The sequence below is a fragment of the Marinilactibacillus sp. Marseille-P9653 genome (assembly GCF_916618885.1).
In the GTDB taxonomy this organism is placed as follows: domain Bacteria; phylum Bacillota; class Bacilli; order Lactobacillales; family Carnobacteriaceae_A; genus Marinilactibacillus.
Genome location: NZ_CAKAKH010000001.1, coordinates 1253737 through 1269979 on the forward strand (window position 1 = coordinate 1253737; position 16243 = coordinate 1269979).

General features: G+C 36.6%; 10 protein-coding genes. 9 read left to right on the plus strand and 1 reads right to left on the minus strand.

Going from position 1 to position 16243, the window contains the following annotated elements; genetic code table 11:
- Positions 1 to 40: 40 nt before the first annotated feature.
- Positions 41 to 1843, minus strand: coding sequence for a DUF4153 domain-containing protein (locus LG377_RS06160; protein ID WP_225743802.1), 1803 nt, complete (start codon positions 1841 to 1843; stop codon positions 41 to 43).
- 273 nt (positions 1844 to 2116) lie between these two features.
- Between LG377_RS06160 and LG377_RS06165 the strand changes: the two genes are divergently transcribed.
- The 9 genes from LG377_RS06165 to LG377_RS06205 all read left to right on the plus strand — a co-directional run bounded on the left by LG377_RS06165 (position 2117) and on the right by LG377_RS06205 (position 16214).
- Entirely contained in the window at positions 2117 to 5179 is a 3063-nt protein-coding gene (locus LG377_RS06165; RefSeq protein WP_225743803.1) for a glycoside hydrolase family 2 TIM barrel-domain containing protein, read from the plus strand.
- A gap of 25 nt (positions 5180 to 5204) precedes the next feature.
- Complete coding sequence (locus tag LG377_RS06170) at positions 5205 to 6506, plus strand: ABC transporter substrate-binding protein (RefSeq protein ID WP_225743804.1); 1302 nt, start codon at positions 5205 to 5207, stop codon at positions 6504 to 6506.
- Between the two features lie 79 nt (positions 6507 to 6585).
- Positions 6586 to 7494 (plus strand): carbohydrate ABC transporter permease, encoded by a 909-nt coding sequence (locus tag LG377_RS06175; RefSeq protein ID WP_370632541.1) that lies wholly within the window; start codon positions 6586 to 6588, stop codon positions 7492 to 7494.
- The gene (locus LG377_RS06180; RefSeq protein ID WP_370632542.1) at positions 7491 to 8324 is read left to right on the plus strand and encodes a carbohydrate ABC transporter permease; all 834 of its coding nucleotides are present in this window, start codon (positions 7491 to 7493) and stop codon (positions 8322 to 8324) included. Before LG377_RS06175 ends, LG377_RS06180 begins: the two co-directional genes overlap by 4 nt.
- 16 nt (positions 8325 to 8340) lie before the next feature.
- Complete coding sequence (locus LG377_RS06185) at positions 8341 to 10533, plus strand: alpha-galactosidase (protein ID WP_225743805.1); 2193 nt, start codon at positions 8341 to 8343, stop codon at positions 10531 to 10533.
- A 165-nt stretch (positions 10534 to 10698) separates the two neighbouring features.
- A complete protein-coding gene (locus LG377_RS06190) occupies positions 10699 to 11787 on the plus strand; it encodes a glycerol dehydrogenase (RefSeq protein ID WP_225743806.1) in 1089 nt (362 codons plus the stop codon).
- A gap of 232 nt (positions 11788 to 12019) precedes the next feature.
- Positions 12020 to 13870, plus strand: coding sequence for a beta-glucoside-specific PTS transporter subunit IIABC (locus tag LG377_RS06195; protein ID WP_225743807.1), 1851 nt, complete (start codon positions 12020 to 12022; stop codon positions 13868 to 13870).
- Positions 13870 to 15330 carry a glycoside hydrolase family 1 protein gene (locus LG377_RS06200; RefSeq protein ID WP_225743808.1) on the plus strand — a complete coding sequence of 487 codons (1461 nt, stop codon included), beginning with the start codon at positions 13870 to 13872 and terminating at the stop codon, positions 15328 to 15330. The genes LG377_RS06195 and LG377_RS06200 overlap by 1 nt, the downstream gene beginning before the upstream one ends.
- Before the next feature lie 35 nt (positions 15331 to 15365).
- Positions 15366 to 16214: a PRD domain-containing protein gene (locus LG377_RS06205; protein WP_225743809.1), complete on the plus strand. Its 849-nt coding sequence runs from the start codon at positions 15366 to 15368 to the stop codon at positions 16212 to 16214.
- Positions 16215 to 16243: the final 29 nt, after the last annotated feature.

The following is a 16243-nucleotide window of genomic DNA, read 5'->3' on the forward strand; positions in this document are numbered from 1 at the left end:
TGTTATAGTAGAGGGAACTCTTACTATAGCAGGCTATTTTTTAATCCTTTAAGCTAACTAAAAGATACAAACTACCGGAATAGGACTCATTGTCTAACAGCTCAATATTATCAAAGATAACAGTCAAGGTAACTTGATTATTATTTTCAACAAAAGTTAAATCAGACGCTGAAAGATCTTGAATCGTATCATAGAATTCAAAGTTGTCTTCTAACATAAAGGATAAATCAAAGTTTAATATGGTTTCATTATCTGTAGTGTTCAAATCAAGTTCGAAAGCATCCTCTTCTGCTGTCGCGACCAAGTTGTACTCATCGTTTTCAATTTGAAAGGCTGTCTCTTGAGCACTTGGCTGTACATATTGATCATACGAAAATGGAACAATCATTAATTGATCGATGTCAGTAGTACTAAAGGAGATAGTCTGCCTTTTATCCAATTGTAAACTCGTATAGGCTGGATTGTAAGTTTCATCGATAGTCGAGTCATCTTCATATTGAGACGGATACTGGTCAAAACCGAATACCGATTCAAAGTTTTCTCCGTAAAACTCGAAGTTATCAGGCAACCAGTCAATGCGATTCAAAGCGTCATAATCAGATAAATATTGAAGACTATCTACAATGATTTCACGGTCTTCGAGACTCACATCTGACTTACCAATGATGCGGTTATCTTCCAACATATTATTCTTTTCAAGTAAGGACTCTAATTTTGATATCTGTGCATTAATCCCAAGGGTCATAGCATCAATGGGTGGAACAATTGATAGGATTGTCAAAATGATAAACACTACTGGGACATATTGCTTTTTGTTTTTAGAAAAACTATAAAGCAGACTGGAGATAATTGAGAATAGACCGAACAATATTACGTAATACCGTCCATGAGTTAATCCAAGTTGTTGGATTTTGATCAGAGAAGCGACTGTTTGAAAAATTGCTATAACCAAAAGGACTTTGGGAAAAATCAATTTAAAGTAATTTGTACTATTATTATCTATAGTATGTGAGATAAACAAAGTGATAAATCCAATGATGGCATAACTGATTAATAAAGGCTCGAGTAAATTATCGAACCAGAACTCCCCAGCAAGGTTAGGAACGATATATAATACTAAAATTAATGTATAGGCAGTAAGTAAAGGGATCACGATGTATGAAATTAAGAAACTCAATAACTTTGGAATAGATAGGGAAGTTTGGTCTTTCTTTGATTCCAAGCCTTTCACAAGATTGTAATTAGGAATATAGGATAAGAAACACATCGGCGCAAATAGACCGAATATGATTGCAGCTAAGTCTCCAAATATCTCAAAATTCACTTCGGATATTAAAAATCCATAGGTTCCAACAATTGCAAACGAACCAATGACTAAGACCATAGAGTATAGGAAACTGGTGAAAAAAGCTTTAAATGCAACAGTAAAGGCTAAGTCAAAAGGCACGATAGACTTTAATGTAGGTACCCAGACATAAGCTGTCAAGGCAGCGGCGACAAGCGCGCTGGATCTTATGGCGACGATAGAGCTGTAATATGGATAACTTCGAAGAAAGAAAATATAATAAATCATGGTGACAATGATAGAAATGATATATAGCCCTATTCGAAGGAATGGCTTTCCGCTGAAAAATCGTTCATAAAAAGATTGACTAACTGCCGCAAGCAGTCCTCCGATTGCATAAGCTAAAATCGGATTCTGATATACTTCAGAGAAATTTGAATGATTCGTTCTAATCATAAATACTGTTGAAAGAAGGAAAAATAAAAAAGAAACTGGATAACGTACGAGTGATTGATTGAGAATGCCTAATTTGGAGAAACTATTTTCCATGAATTTCATCATAAAACTCCCTTAACGCGTTTATTTTAGTACAGCTAAGAATACTGTTATCATAATGTAAAAGACCTAAATTGACAATCGTTTTCGTGGACATACAAATTAATGGTGAAGTAAATTTTTAGTAAATAAGTAAAAAGTTTTCCTAAAGCGCTTGCAATTATTCTTTGATTGTTATAAAGTGTTCTTAAGAAGTTGTGCAAATTCTTTATTTACCAGCAATTAAGAACTTTAAGTGTTATAGGTAAATTTTAGTAAAGAATTGAGGCGTAATGAATGAACAGGTATGAACACTTTAAGAGTCAAGAAACGATTGAAATCAATCGAGAACCGGAACATGCTTACTTTTTTTCATATGATAATACGGAGTCTGCATTAACCTACCAGAAGAAGTATACATCAAAAGTTAAATTGCTGAATGGAAAATGGAAGTTCAATTACTCAGAATATCCTGATGGAATTCCATCATCATTCCATGAAGAAACCTTTGATGATTCAGACTGGGATTACATTACCGTTCCATCACATTGGCAAATGGAAGGATATGGTCATCCGCACTACACAAATGTACAGTATCCATTTCCTGTAGCTCCGCCAGACATACCTTCAATAAATCCAACAGGTGCATATAGAAAAATGATTACCCTTTCAAAGGATGAGCTGAGTGAAAGAACGACACTTCGCTTTGAAGGAGTGGAAAGTGCTTTTCACGTTTGGGTGAATGGAGAATTTGTAGGGTACGGAACCGGTAGTAGAACGGCTTCTGAATTCAATATCTCAAAATATCTTGTAGAAGGTCAAAATACTTTAGCGGTTAAAGTTTACAAATTCAGTGCACAAACATATCTTGAAGATCAAGATATGTGGTGGTTAAGCGGAATCTTCCGTGATGTACTCTTAATTCGCAAACCTGTTCTTTCTATAGAAGATATCAAAATCCAGACAGATTTTGACAACAAGTATATAGACTCAGAACTATCAATTGACATCAGATTAACAAATCAACCTGAATCCTATACGATTCGTTATACACTTTTAGATCAGCAAAATAATGTAATCGCTTCAGATAGTGATAAAGCAGTAAAAGCGTTTAAAAAAATCTTACAAATAAAAGAACCCCGTAAGTGGTCAGCGGAAGATCCTTACTTGTACAACTTGCTTATTGAATTAATAGATGATCAAGGAAATATCATTGATTTGATTCCCAATCGAGTTGGCTTTAGGAAAATAGAGCTCAAAGACGGTTTAATTTTAATCAATGGACAGCACATTATCTTTAAAGGTGTTAATCGTCATGAATTTCATCCTGAGCATGGAAGAGCAGTTTCGGTTGAAACTATGATCGAAGACTTAAATATGATGAAAGCGCATAATATCAATGCTATCCGTACTTCTCATTATCCCAGCCATCCAGTTTTCTATGATCTCTGTGATCAATATGGATTTTATGTGATTGATGAGACGGATATCGAAACACATGGATTTGTTTTCATAGACGACTGGAGTCAGCTGAGTAAGGATGCATATTGGGAAGCAGCTTATGTAGATAGAATTAGACGAATGGTCGAAAGAGATAAGAATCATGCTTCCGTAGTGATTTGGTCATTAGGTAACGAATCTGGATTTGGTTCCAATCATCAAGCGATGGCTGACTGGGTTAGAGAAAATGATCCTACTCGGCTCTTACACTACGAGGGAGAAACAAGGGACATACTTGAACGAACGAACAATGAGCCACAGGAATTAAATAGAACTGCAGATATGTTTTCCACAATGTATACCGATGTAGATACGATGGAGAAATTAGGGAAGCGAACTGACTTAGCTCAACCACATATTTTATGCGAATATGCACACGCGATGGGGAACGGTCCTGGAGCCTTTAAAGAGTATGTTGAGTTATTTTACAAGTATCCAAGACTTCAAGGTGGATTTGTATGGGAGTGGATTGATCACGGAATTAAGATCGATAGACCGGATGGCAAAGAAGCCTATGCCTATGGTGGTGATTTTGGTGAAAAACCCCATGATTCTAATTTTGTGATCGACGGATTAGTCATGCCCGATAGAACACCATCGCCAGCGCTATTAGACTATAAAAAAGCCATTGAACCGATTCATGTTCGAGCTATTGATCTTGAAAATGGCCAATTTGAAATCGAGAATCGTTACGATTTTATTGATCTTTCAGCAGTCTATGGCGTTTGGGAAATTCAGACTCAAGGCGAAACCATTTCAAAAGGAGAACTAGACATTTCTACTATTAGTGCATCATCAAGTAGAACAGTGGACATTCCTTTCTCTTTAGAAGAAATTGACAAAGATAGCCATCTCACAATAAGGTTTCTACAAAAATATCCAACGGAATGGGCAGAAGCGGGACACGAAATCGCTTGGGAACAATTTGAAGTAGGAAATCGTGAACCGAAAAAGGTAATGCTTAGTCCTAAAGAATCAGTCACTTTAGCCGATGAAGAAAGCAAAATCTCAGTATCAGGAGATCAGTTCGCATGGATACTTGATAAGTTGACCGGTCGAATCAGTCAATATAAAGTTTCTGGAGAAGTCATTATACAGAATGGACCAAAACATAATTATTGGAGAGCACTTACAGATAATGATCGTTTAGGGCTCGAAGAATTTGGAACATCTCCAGTGGCTGACACTTGGAAAGAAGCTGGCGTGGATTTAATTCAAGAACGGATTAATGAAGTGAAAATTGTTAGTAAAGAACAGCAATTGCCAGTAATCATAGAAGTTCAGTCTAATTTGGCACCCGCTGTTTACAATTGGGGTTTCAATGTATTAACAACATATCGTGTTTCTAATGATGGTTCGTTTGAAGTTTCGGTTAAAGCTACAAAATATGGCGAGGGGAGTGAAACATTGCCTAAAGTCGGCATGCAAATGAAGCTTTCAGATCAGTTCAATCAAGTGAAATGGCTTGGGAATGGTCCAGGTGAATCTTATTCAGATGTACAGTTAGCTGCAAAGAATGGCGTCTACGAAAAATCAGTAGATGACTTATTTACTCCATATATCATGCCTCAAGAAAATGGAAACCGATCAGAAATCAGATGGGTTGAAATCAAAAATAATAGAGGGAATGGAATCAAAGTTACTGGAGAACGATTCAATTTCAGTTTGAGAGCTTATTCAACTGAACAACTTGGTGAAAAACGCAATAATGTAGAGCTTGAAAAAGAATCTTTACTGGAATTAAATATCGATCACCAGCTAAACGGTATTGGATCTGCAAGTTGTGGCCCAGGAGTTCTAAGACGTTATCAATTATTCAATCAGTCTTACCAATACAATTATAGAATTAGTCCAATATAAAAAATAGAATAATGGAGGAATACACATGTTTAATAAAAAAACTGCTTTAACATTGAGTGCTTCAGCATTACTAGTCCTAACAGCTTGTGGTGGCGGAAACGATACAGAAGAAGGCGATGAGTTAGAAGGCGCTACTGGAGAGCCAAACCAACTAACCGTATGGACTTGGGATCCGAACTTTAACGTTCGTGCACTTGAAATTGCTGAAGAGCACTACAAAGAAGATAACCCAGAATTCGAATTGAATATTGTTGAAAACTCACAAGATGATGTTATCCAAAGATTGAATACTAGTTTAAGTTCTGGAGTAGAAACAGGATTACCAAACATTGTTTTTATTGAAGATTATCGTGCACAAAGTTTCCTTAACTCTTATCCTGGTTCATTCGTACCTCTAGAAGAGTATTATAATGTTGAGGATTTTGCAGATTATAAAACAAAAGCTGGAACGTACGAAGATGAAGTATACAATGTTCCTTTCGATAGTGGAGTAACTGGATTATACGTTAGAACAGATATTCTTGAAGAAGCAGGATACACACTTGAAGACGTTACAGACATTACTTGGGACGAATATGTTGAAATTGGTAAAGATGTAACAGAAAAGACAGGTATCAAATGGATGACAAATGACCACAATGATTTAGGAATCATTCGTGTCATGATGCAATCTAGTGGGGTATGGCTAACAGAAGAAGACGGTCAAACTCCATACATTACTGAAAATGAATCATTAAGATTAGGTTTTGAAACGTATAAAGAGTTATTTGAATCTGGCGCTATGAATGTTCATAATGACTGGGATCAGTTTTTACAAGCCTTTAATAACGGTGAAGTAGCGACTGTTCCAACAGGTAACTGGATCACGCCTTCTATCACAGCAGAAGAATCTCAATCTGGAGACTGGGCTATTGCACCGATTCCTCGTCAAACAATTGAAGGTTCAGTTAACGCTTCAAACTTAGGTGGATCTTCCATTTATGTGTTGAATATCGATAACAACGAACAAGCTGGAGAATTCCTTGGTGCTACATTTGGATCAGATGTTGACTTCTATCAAGATTTAGCAACTGAGATTAATGCTATTGCTGCTTATGAACCAGCTGCTGAAGGTGAAGCTTATCAAGTAGAAAGCGAATTTTTCGGTGGTCAAATGGTTAATAGTGATTTTGCTGAATGGACACAAGAAATTCCAGAAGTGGAATTTGGTGAAAATACTTATGCGATTGAAGATATTCTAGCAGTTGCGTTACAAGATTATCTTAATGGAGCAGATCTGAATGACGTGTTGGAGAGTGCGCAGCAACAAGCTGAATCTTCACTGTAGCACAAGGATTATTAAGAGACAGACTCCTTTCAATGCATGATACGAAAGGGGTCTGAATCTTTTTAGAGGAGGAACAACGATGACGAAACAACCACCAGTTAAAAAGAAAAAATTAGGTAAATTAGAAAAGAAACGTAAAATCATGAGTTGGGCATTTGTAATTATCCCTACTTTTTTCATTGTCGTATTTTATTTCTACCCAATGATACAATCACTCTGGTTATCCCTTCATTCTGGTGCAGGTATTGGTCTAGAGTTTGTTGGTATAGAGAACTATAAGAGACTATTTAACGATCAAGCCTTTCTAACAGCAGTGAAGAATACCTTTATCTTCTTTATTTTTCAAATTCCAGTAATGATTTTCTTGGCGTTAATCTTTTCAGTTGTATTGAATAATAAGGCGTTGCGATTTAAAGGGCTATTTAGAACACTGGTCTTCTTGCCCTCGATCACTTCTCTTGTTGCTTATTCATTGATTTTCAAGTATCTATTCGCAAACAATGGTATTGTCAATCAAGTGTTGATGTTTCTAAATCTGATTAATGACCCAATCTTGTGGTTAGGAGATCCGTTCTGGGCAAAAGTGTTAATTGTCATTGCGATTACTTGGAGATGGACTGGATATAATATGATTTTCTACTTATCTGCTTTACAAAATGTAGATCCTAGTATTTATGAAGCAGCAAGAATCGATGGTGCGTCTTCATTCCAACAGTTCTTCAAAATTACTATCCCGATGTTACGTCCAGTAATCCTGTTTACTTCTATTACGTCAACAATTGGTACGTTACAATTATTCGATGAGCCAATGAACTTAACCGGTGGTGGACCAGGTAATGCCACAACAACTATTTCTCAGTATATTTATAATCTATCTTTCCAATACACACCAAATTTTGGATACGCAGCGGCTGTTTCGTATAGTATCGTATTCTTCGTTATTGTCTTAACGATTATTCAATTCAGATTGGGGAGAGAGAAAAAATGAAAAATCAAATCTTAATGAAAAAAATTCTGATGTATGCTTTTATTATCGTCACATGTATTATGTTTTTCTTTCCATTCTACTTCCTAATGGTCAGTGTCACCAATCCTTCTATTGATGTAACAAGAGGTCAGTTGCTCCCAGGAACTCATTTCATGGAAAACTTAAGAACAGTTTTTGAAACAACAGATATTGTGAATGCAATTGGAAATTCTTCTCTCGTAGCTATTGGTCAAACTTTCATTGCGATCTTCATTTCTTCACTAGCAGGTTATGGATTTGAAGTTCACCCATCTAAAGGAAAAGAAATTGTCTATACGTTGATTTTGGGATCAATGATGATTCCTTTTGCAGCGTTGATGGTTCCATTATTCAGACTTTTTGGAATGATTTCTAATGTTGCACCAAGTATCGGTATCGATACACTGGCTGGGGTTATGCTACCATACTTCTCAACGGCTTTTCTGATTTTCTTCTTTAGACAAAACGCAAAAATGTTTTCAAAAGAGCTTTTAGAAGCAGGAAGAATTGATGGCTTGTCTGAGCTTGGTCTTTTCCTTAGAGTCTTTATGCCAACAATGAAAACCACTTATGCAGCAGCTGGTATTGTTACTTTTATGAACTCTTGGAACAATTATCTATGGCCTCTTGTAATCTTACAAAACCCTAAAAACTACACGGTTCCATTAGTTATTTCAGCTCTTGGATCAGGATATACACCAGATTACGGCGCAATCATGCTAGCTATTTTAATTACAACTATCCCAACAGCTCTGATTTTCTTCTTACTACAAAAATACTTTGTAGCTGGAATGATTGGATCTATTAAGTAGAGGAGCGATTTAATTAATGATTCATTTTAATGAGAAAAATCGAGTATTTAATTTATCGAACGCAGATATTAGTTATCAAATTTCAATTGAAGAACAACGCTTTTTAGCCCATCGGTATTTTGGAAAGAAACTAAGAGGGGATACATTTAGAGGAGATTATCCAATCATCGGTCGAGCTTTTGGAACGAATCCGATAGATGCAGAGCAACGTGCATTTTCTTTGAATCATCAGTTGCTAGAATACTCCGGGAATGATAACGGTGACTTCAGAGAATCCAGTTATCAAATTAATTTTTCAGACGGTTCTTATGTCAGTCAGTTTAATTATAAAGGCCATGAGATCATTGATGGAAAACCAGACCTTGACGGATTGCCACAATCGTTCACAGAAACTGATGAACAGGCGCAAACGTTGAAAATCACATTAGAAGATGCTGCTAATAAAGTTCAAATCATTTTAAATTATACGATTTTTTCTGATTATGGCGTTATTGTCAGATCAACTGAATTCGTCAACTTAAACTCAGAAAGTATCTTCTTGGATAAAGCACTCAGTATGTCGATGGACTTTTCACATTCTAAATTTGATTTGATTCAATTATCCGGATCTTGGGCAAGAGAGAGAGAACTCATTCGTCACAAATTAAATAGAGGCGTAACAAAGGCAGACTCTAAGAGAGGAACGACTAGCCACAATTATCAACCATTTGTGGCCTTAGTAGATCCGGATACTACGGAACATACTGGGGAAGTATTCGGTGTACATCTTGTTTACACGGGGGAATTCGTCAGCAATATTGAAGTAGATGAGTACAATCAGACTCGTGTCCAAATGGGTATTAATCCTGAACACTTTAACTGGGAAGTGAAATCAGGAGAAGTTTTTCAAACGCCTGAAACAGTGATGGTTTATAGCGCAGATGGATTGAATGGAATGAGTCAAGAGTATCACCGCTTTTATCAAAATCAACTGATTCGCTCTAAGTACAAAAAAGAAGAAAGGCCAGTACTCATCAACAACTGGGAAGCTACTTATTTTGATTTCAATGAAGAAAAGTTGCATGCTTTAATTGATGAAGCAGCTTTATCAGGTGTGGAATTATTCGTTTTAGATGATGGCTGGTTCGGTAAAAGAGATGACGATACGACATCGCTTGGTGACTGGAAAGAGTATAAAGAAAAACTTCCAAATGGCTTAAAAGGTTTATCTGATTATACTCATAATAAAGGGTTGAAATTTGGTCTATGGTTTGAACCAGAAATGATTTCTGAAGATAGCGATCTGTACCGGGAACATCCTGATTGGATTCTTGGTGCTAAAAACAGACAATCATCAGTCAGCAGAAATCAATATGTCTTAGATTTTAGTCGATCAGAAGTCAGAGAAAATGTATTGAATCAGATGAGAACCGTATTAAGCGACGTACCGATCGATTATATTAAATGGGATTTCAATCGAAATATGTCGGAGATTGGTTCCAGAAATGCTTCTGTAAGAGATGGTGAAATTTTACATCGCTACATCCTTGGATTGTACGAGGTGCTTGAAACCCTAACAACTGAGCACCCTGACATTTTATGGGAAAGTTGTTCTGGAGGCGGTGGAAGATACGATCCAGGCATGCTTTACTATATGCCACAAACTTGGACGAGCGATAACACGGATGCTGCTTCTAGACTGGATATTCAATATGGTACAAGTTTAGTCATGCCAATCAGTAGTATGGGTGCTCATGTTTCTGCTACGCCTAATCACCAAGTAGGTCGCTCAATTTCAATGGAAATGAGAGGGCATGCTGCTATGGCTGGAAATCTAGGCTATGAATTAGACCTTACAGAACTTTCTTCTGATGAGAAGTTTGAAGTGAAAGATCAAATTGAGTGGTACAAAAAACATAGAAAATTGATTCAGTACGGTCGCTTCTCTAGATTGATCAGTCCGTTTGATAAGAATCATAAAGCTGCTTGGATGTTTACAAATGAAGAACAGACACAAGCGGTCTTGTTCTTCTATCAAACAATGGCTAGAGCCAATGATTCATTTGATCAAATCAGGGTAGTGGGATTAAAACCAGACCAGAAATACCTTCTGAGTCATAACGGAGAAACCTATTATGGTGATGAATTAATGTATAGAGGGATTTATATTAACCACGATTTACATGGTGATTACCAAAGTAAAATGGTTGAAATCACGGCTGTAGATTAATTTTGAAAGACTTACCTTAGTTCAATTAGAGGTAAGTTTTTTTAAAAAAATAAGTGTCGATGTTAGCGATTTTTAAAAAGTAATAAAATCGTGGTGCTATTGCTTTGAATACAATTTCTGTTCTGTTAAAGTGAAACTGCAATAAAAATTGAAAGGGGTAATCATATGACAAAGTATGTATTTAGATCACCAAGCAGATATATCCAAGGCGCAGGTGTTATTGAAGAACTGGCTAAGGAAACAGAAGCAATTGGTAAACAACCCTTACTAATCGCAGATGAAGTTGTCTGGGATATTACACAAGAATCAATAGAAGCTAGTTTTGAAGGCTCTGAGTCGGAGTATCACTTTGAGCAGTTTAACGGCGAAGCTTCTACAAAAGAGATTGACCGTTTAGCAGATGCGGGTAAAGAACAGTCCGCTGACCTAGTTATTGGTGTAGGTGGAGGAAAGACATTAGATACTGTTAAAGCTGTTTCTGATGAATTAGGTGTGCCTGTAGTAATTGTACCTACAACTGCCTCAACGGATGCACCGACAAGTGCACTTTCCGTTATTTATTCTGATGACGGCGTATTTGAAGGATATAAATTTTACGACAAAAATCCTGAACTCGTACTCATTGATACGGCAATTGTCGTGAATGCACCTATCCGTCTATTTGCTTCGGGTATTTGTGATGCGATGGCTACATTAGTCGAAGTTAAAGCAACACTTAAAAGAAATGGGGATACGATGGCCGGTGGAAAACCGACACTAGCTTCTCAGGCCATTGCGGAAATGGCAGAAAAAACCTTATTTGAACATGGATTGAGTGCTTACAAAGCTGCTAAAGAAGGTATTGTTACACCAGCAGTCGAAGCTATTGTAGAAGCAAACACACTGCTTTCAGGTCTAGGATTTGAAAATGGTGGATTAGCAGGAGCACACGCCATTCATAATGGTTTCACTGCTTTACACGGAGACATTCACGATTTGACACACGGTGAAAAAGTGGCTTATGGTACACTTGTTCAACTCGTTCTTGAAAGAAAAACAGAATCAGAAATTAAAAAGTACATCGATTTCTATAATCAAATTGATATGCCGACGACACTAGAAGATATGCATTTAACAGATACCTCATTTGAAGACTTAATCGAGGTTGGAAAGCTAGCAACAGCCGATGGTGAGACAATGGAAAATCTTGATCCACAAATTACTGCGGAACAAGTTGCTAATGCTATACTAGCAGTGGATGCTCTAAGCAAGTGAGAGATTAGGAGTATCTGAAAAGGACATTCTTAAAAAATATAAAAATAATGTTGACGTTTCCAAAACTTGATGATATAGTAAGTTTAAATAACAGGCATGTGACTGGTAATGCAGGCAGGACCTAATGATCTAGATACCCGAAGTTTATCTTTAGGGGGATTCTATCATTATGTCCTGTCTTTTTTGTTTACCGAGGCCAGGTAAACAAAATTCAAAATAGGGAGATGTCAACATGGATTACAAAAAAACTGCTAGTGAAGTTGTTGAGAATATTGGTGGGAAAGACAATATAGCTCACTTAGAGCATTGTTCGACAAGATTGAGATTTACTTTGAAAGATGATAGTAAAGCGAATATGGACAAACTTGAATTAATTGACGGTGTAATGGGTGTTCGTAAAAATGTTCAAATGCAAGTCATAATTGGTAACGAAGTAGTAGAAGTTTACGACAAGGTTAAAGAAATTGTTGGAGATTTAGCGAGCTCTGGAGAAAAGCAAGGTGGTCCAAAACAAAAATGGAATGCAGTAGTTCTTGATTTTATTATTGGAGTTTTTCAGCCAACTATACCAGCCGTAGCCGGCGGGGGCGTTCTCAAGTCATTATTACTTTTATTTAACATGTTTGGCTGGATGAACCCAGAATCACAAACCTATCAAGTACTAGACTCAATCGGATCAGCACCTCTTTACTTTTTACCAGTTATCGTTGCGATAACTGCAGCAAATAAGCTGAAAGTTAACCCAGTAGTCGCTGCTTCTGCGGTAGGGGCATTATTACTACCAGGTATGACAACCTTACTTAGTGAAGGTACAAGTTTGTTTGGATTACCAATTCAAGAAATAGCGTATTCTTCTCAAGTATTTCCAGCACTTTTACTAGTACTATTTTATGCAGTTCTAGAAAAATTCTTTACAAAAATCTCGCCTAAAGCGATTCGTATCTTCTTTGTTCCATTAATGTCTTTAGCGATTTCAGTAAGTGTAACGCTATTATTCCTAGGACCGATAGGTTACTTAGTTGGTGAACAATTATCAGCTTTAATTCTGTTTATTTACGGTAATGTAGGTTGGGTAGCAACAGGTCTATTAGCTGCAGTATTACCTTTTATGGTTGTTACAGGAATGCACAAAGCCATGATTCCTTATGCAGTATCTTCAATGAGTGGGATTGGGCGCGAAGTCTTATATTTACCAGCTTCTCTAGCTCATAACATCTCAGAATCAGGCGCTTGCTTTGCAGTAGCAATCAAAACAAAAGACGAAAAGTTGAGAGCGACTGCGATCTCTGCTGGTATTTCCGCGTTCTTCGGCATTACTGAACCGGCATTATACGGTGTAACGATCCTTCATAAACGTGTCTTATATAGTGTTATCATTAGTAGTTTGATCAGTGGGTCGTTTATCGGAATCATGGCCGTTGAAGCATTCGCATTAGTAGGACCAGGTTTAGCTAGTATTACAATGTTTGCTAGTCCAGATAATCCAATGAATCTTACCTGGGCATTTGTAACTTTTGCACTGTCACTTTGTCTGTCATTTATAGCAGTATTGATTTTATGGAAAGACGAAGTTAAGCAAGTTGAAGAAGAAAAAGAAATATTTAACTCTGGTCAACGCAGATCAGAAATGATGAATAGTCCTGTAGAAGGTACAATTATTCCATTATCAGAAGTTAATGATGAAGTATTTTCTAAAGGAATGGTCGGAGCAGGATTTGGTGTTAAGCCATCGATCGGCGAGTTAAGAGCACCAGCAGATGGCACTATTAGTATGGTATTTGAAACAAAACATGCAGTTGGAATGGAAATGACTAATGGTGCAGAAGTTTTATTCCATATCGGTATTGATACAGTTCAGCTAGATGGAAACCATTTCGAAGCGCATGTTAATAAAGGAGAGAATGTTTCAGCAGGAGACTTACTGGTTACTTTTGATATTCAAGCTATAGAAGCAGCAGGATTCGATACAACGGTTATCTCTGTTGTAACAAATCAAGATGATTTCGCTGTATCACAAGATGTTACGAATGAATCAGTATCAACACAACAATCTGTAATGACAGTATCACCAATAGGAGGATAATGAAAATGAATAAAGGATTTCCAGAAGGGTTTATGTGGGGTGGCGCAATTGCCGCCAATCAAGCAGAAGGTGCATGGAATGTTGATGGCAAAGGATTGTCAGTTGCAGATATTGCTACCTATAAACCGAAAGTAGATGTTAAAGACTACGCAGCACACATGAGTATCAATCTTGAAACAGTGGAGAAAGCTGCTGCAGATAAATCGGAGAGTGTTTACCCTAAAAGAAGAGGAATTGATTTCTATCACCGCTATAAAGAGGATTTAGCATTATTTGCAGAAATGGGTTTCAAAACATTGAGAGTATCCATTGCATGGTCTAGAATTTTTCCAACTGGAGAAGAACTGGAGCCTAACGAGAAGGGACTTCAATTCTATGACGATTTATTTACTGAAATGAAACGTTTAAACATTGAACCAATCGTTACGTTATCTCATTACGAAATGCCGTTATCTCTCAGTTTGAAGTATAATGGTTGGGTAGATAGACGAGTGGTTGATGATTTTGTTAGATTCTCAAAAGTTTGTTTTAAAAGATATAAAAATCTAGTAAAATACTGGTTAACCTTTAATGAAATCGATAGTATTCATAGACACCCTTTCACTACCGCAGGAATTTTGGTTGACCAGTGCGCACCCGGGAAAGCAGAACAAGAAACGTATCAAGCACTACATCATCAGTTCGTAGCTTCTGCTATGGTGACTAAAGATTGCCACGAGATTATTAAAGATAGCCAAGTAGGTTGTATGATCACTAAACTAACAACGTATCCTAGAACATGTCATCCAACAGATGTTGAATTGACACTTAAAAAGAATTTGGAAAATAATTTCTACGCAGATGTACAAGTCTTCGGAGAATATCCTAAATTGATTTTGAGAGATCTTGAATTAAGAGGGATTTCACTAGAGTTTGCTGAAGGCGATCTGGAAGTTATGAAAGAGCACACTGTAGATTTCGTTTCGTTTAGTTACTATATGTCTATGACAGAGTCTGGTGACAAGAATGCTGAACGTACACCTGGTAATACAGTTTTAGGAGTGAAGAATCCTTACCTTGAATCAACTGATTGGGGATGGCAAATTGATTCACAAGGACTGAAAATTTCATTACTAGAATTATATGATCGCTACAATGTTCCATTGATGATTGTAGAAAACGGTATGGGCGCAAAAGATGAAATAGTAGATGGAGAAATCCATGATCCATATAGAATCGCTTACTTTGAAAGTCACTTCAAAGCTATGAAAGATGCTATTAATGAAGGTGTTGACCTTATTGCCTATACAAGTTGGGGTGCAATCGACATTGTAAGTGCAAGTACTTCTCAAATGTCTAAGCGTTACGGTTTCATTTATGTTGATGCAGATGATGAAGGAAATGGGACGTATGATAGAATTAAAAAAGATTCTTTTTACTGGTATAAAGACATAATTGAAACGAATGGTAGCCAACTATAATAAAAAATGAAGTTGTCTGAGGAAGGGGGATTAGATTGGCATTAATAAAAAAGGTATTGAACACGAGTGTCGTACTCATTGAAAAAGATGGAAAAGAAATTGTTGTATTTGGAAAAGGCATTGGATTTGGAGCGAAGCCGGGAGACTCTGTTGATCAATCAAAAGTAGATCAAGTATTCTTTTCAGCCGAAAATATTCGTATGCAGCAAGTGCTTGAATTGCTCAGTAATATTCCTGAAGTTTATTTAAATATGGTTCAAGAGATCATTGAGTATTCCAAAGTTCACTTAGATACAGAATTACAGCAAAGTATTTACTTTACACTAATGGATCATATGCATTTTGCAGTGGAACGTGCTCAAAAAGGTATGAATATATCAAATCGTGTTTATTGGGAAGTGAAAAGTTACTATCCTAAAGAATTTCTAGTCGGTGAATACGCTAGAAAACTCATTAATGAAAAACTTGAAGTCGAATTGCCTAAAGAAGAATCAGCCAATATTGCTTTCCATCTGATTAATGCACAAAGTTCTGATAATGAAAACGCAGACAGTATGAAAGTGGCTAAAATGCTAGGAAGTATTGTGAATCTAGTTCGCTATAATCTAAAAGCTAATCTTCAGACAGATTCAATCCATTATAATCGATTTATCACACACGTTAAATTCTTCGTAGAACGATATTTGTCAGACAAATTGATGGAAGAGACAGCTGAAGAGTTATTTGAGCAAATTTCGACGTTGTATCCGGAATCTATGAATATTTCTTTTAAAATCAAAGAATATATGCAAGAAGTCCATCATAAACCAATCCCAAAAGATGAACTAACGTATCTTGCTGTTCATATCAATAGATTATTGAAATATTCAGAATTAAACGAATAGGAAAAAGCACATATCTTTCTATAGGTATG

Coding starts and splice junctions, on each gene's coding strand:
- LG377_RS06160 (WP_225743802.1), bottom strand. CDS start 1,843: ATGAAATTCATGGAAAATAGTTTCTCCAAATTAGGCATTCTCAATCAA.
- LG377_RS06165 (WP_225743803.1), top strand. CDS start 2,117: ATGAACAGGTATGAACACTTTAAGAGTCAAGAAACGATTGAAATCAAT.
- LG377_RS06170 (WP_225743804.1), top strand. CDS start 5,205: ATGTTTAATAAAAAAACTGCTTTAACATTGAGTGCTTCAGCATTACTA.
- LG377_RS06175 (WP_370632541.1), top strand. CDS start 6,586: ATGACGAAACAACCACCAGTTAAAAAGAAAAAATTAGGTAAATTAGAA.
- LG377_RS06180 (WP_370632542.1), top strand. CDS start 7,491: ATGAAAAATCAAATCTTAATGAAAAAAATTCTGATGTATGCTTTTATT.
- LG377_RS06185 (WP_225743805.1), top strand. CDS start 8,341: ATGATTCATTTTAATGAGAAAAATCGAGTATTTAATTTATCGAACGCA.
- LG377_RS06190 (WP_225743806.1), top strand. CDS start 10,699: ATGACAAAGTATGTATTTAGATCACCAAGCAGATATATCCAAGGCGCA.
- LG377_RS06195 (WP_225743807.1), top strand. CDS start 12,020: ATGGATTACAAAAAAACTGCTAGTGAAGTTGTTGAGAATATTGGTGGG.
- LG377_RS06200 (WP_225743808.1), top strand. CDS start 13,870: ATGAAAATGAATAAAGGATTTCCAGAAGGGTTTATGTGGGGTGGCGCA.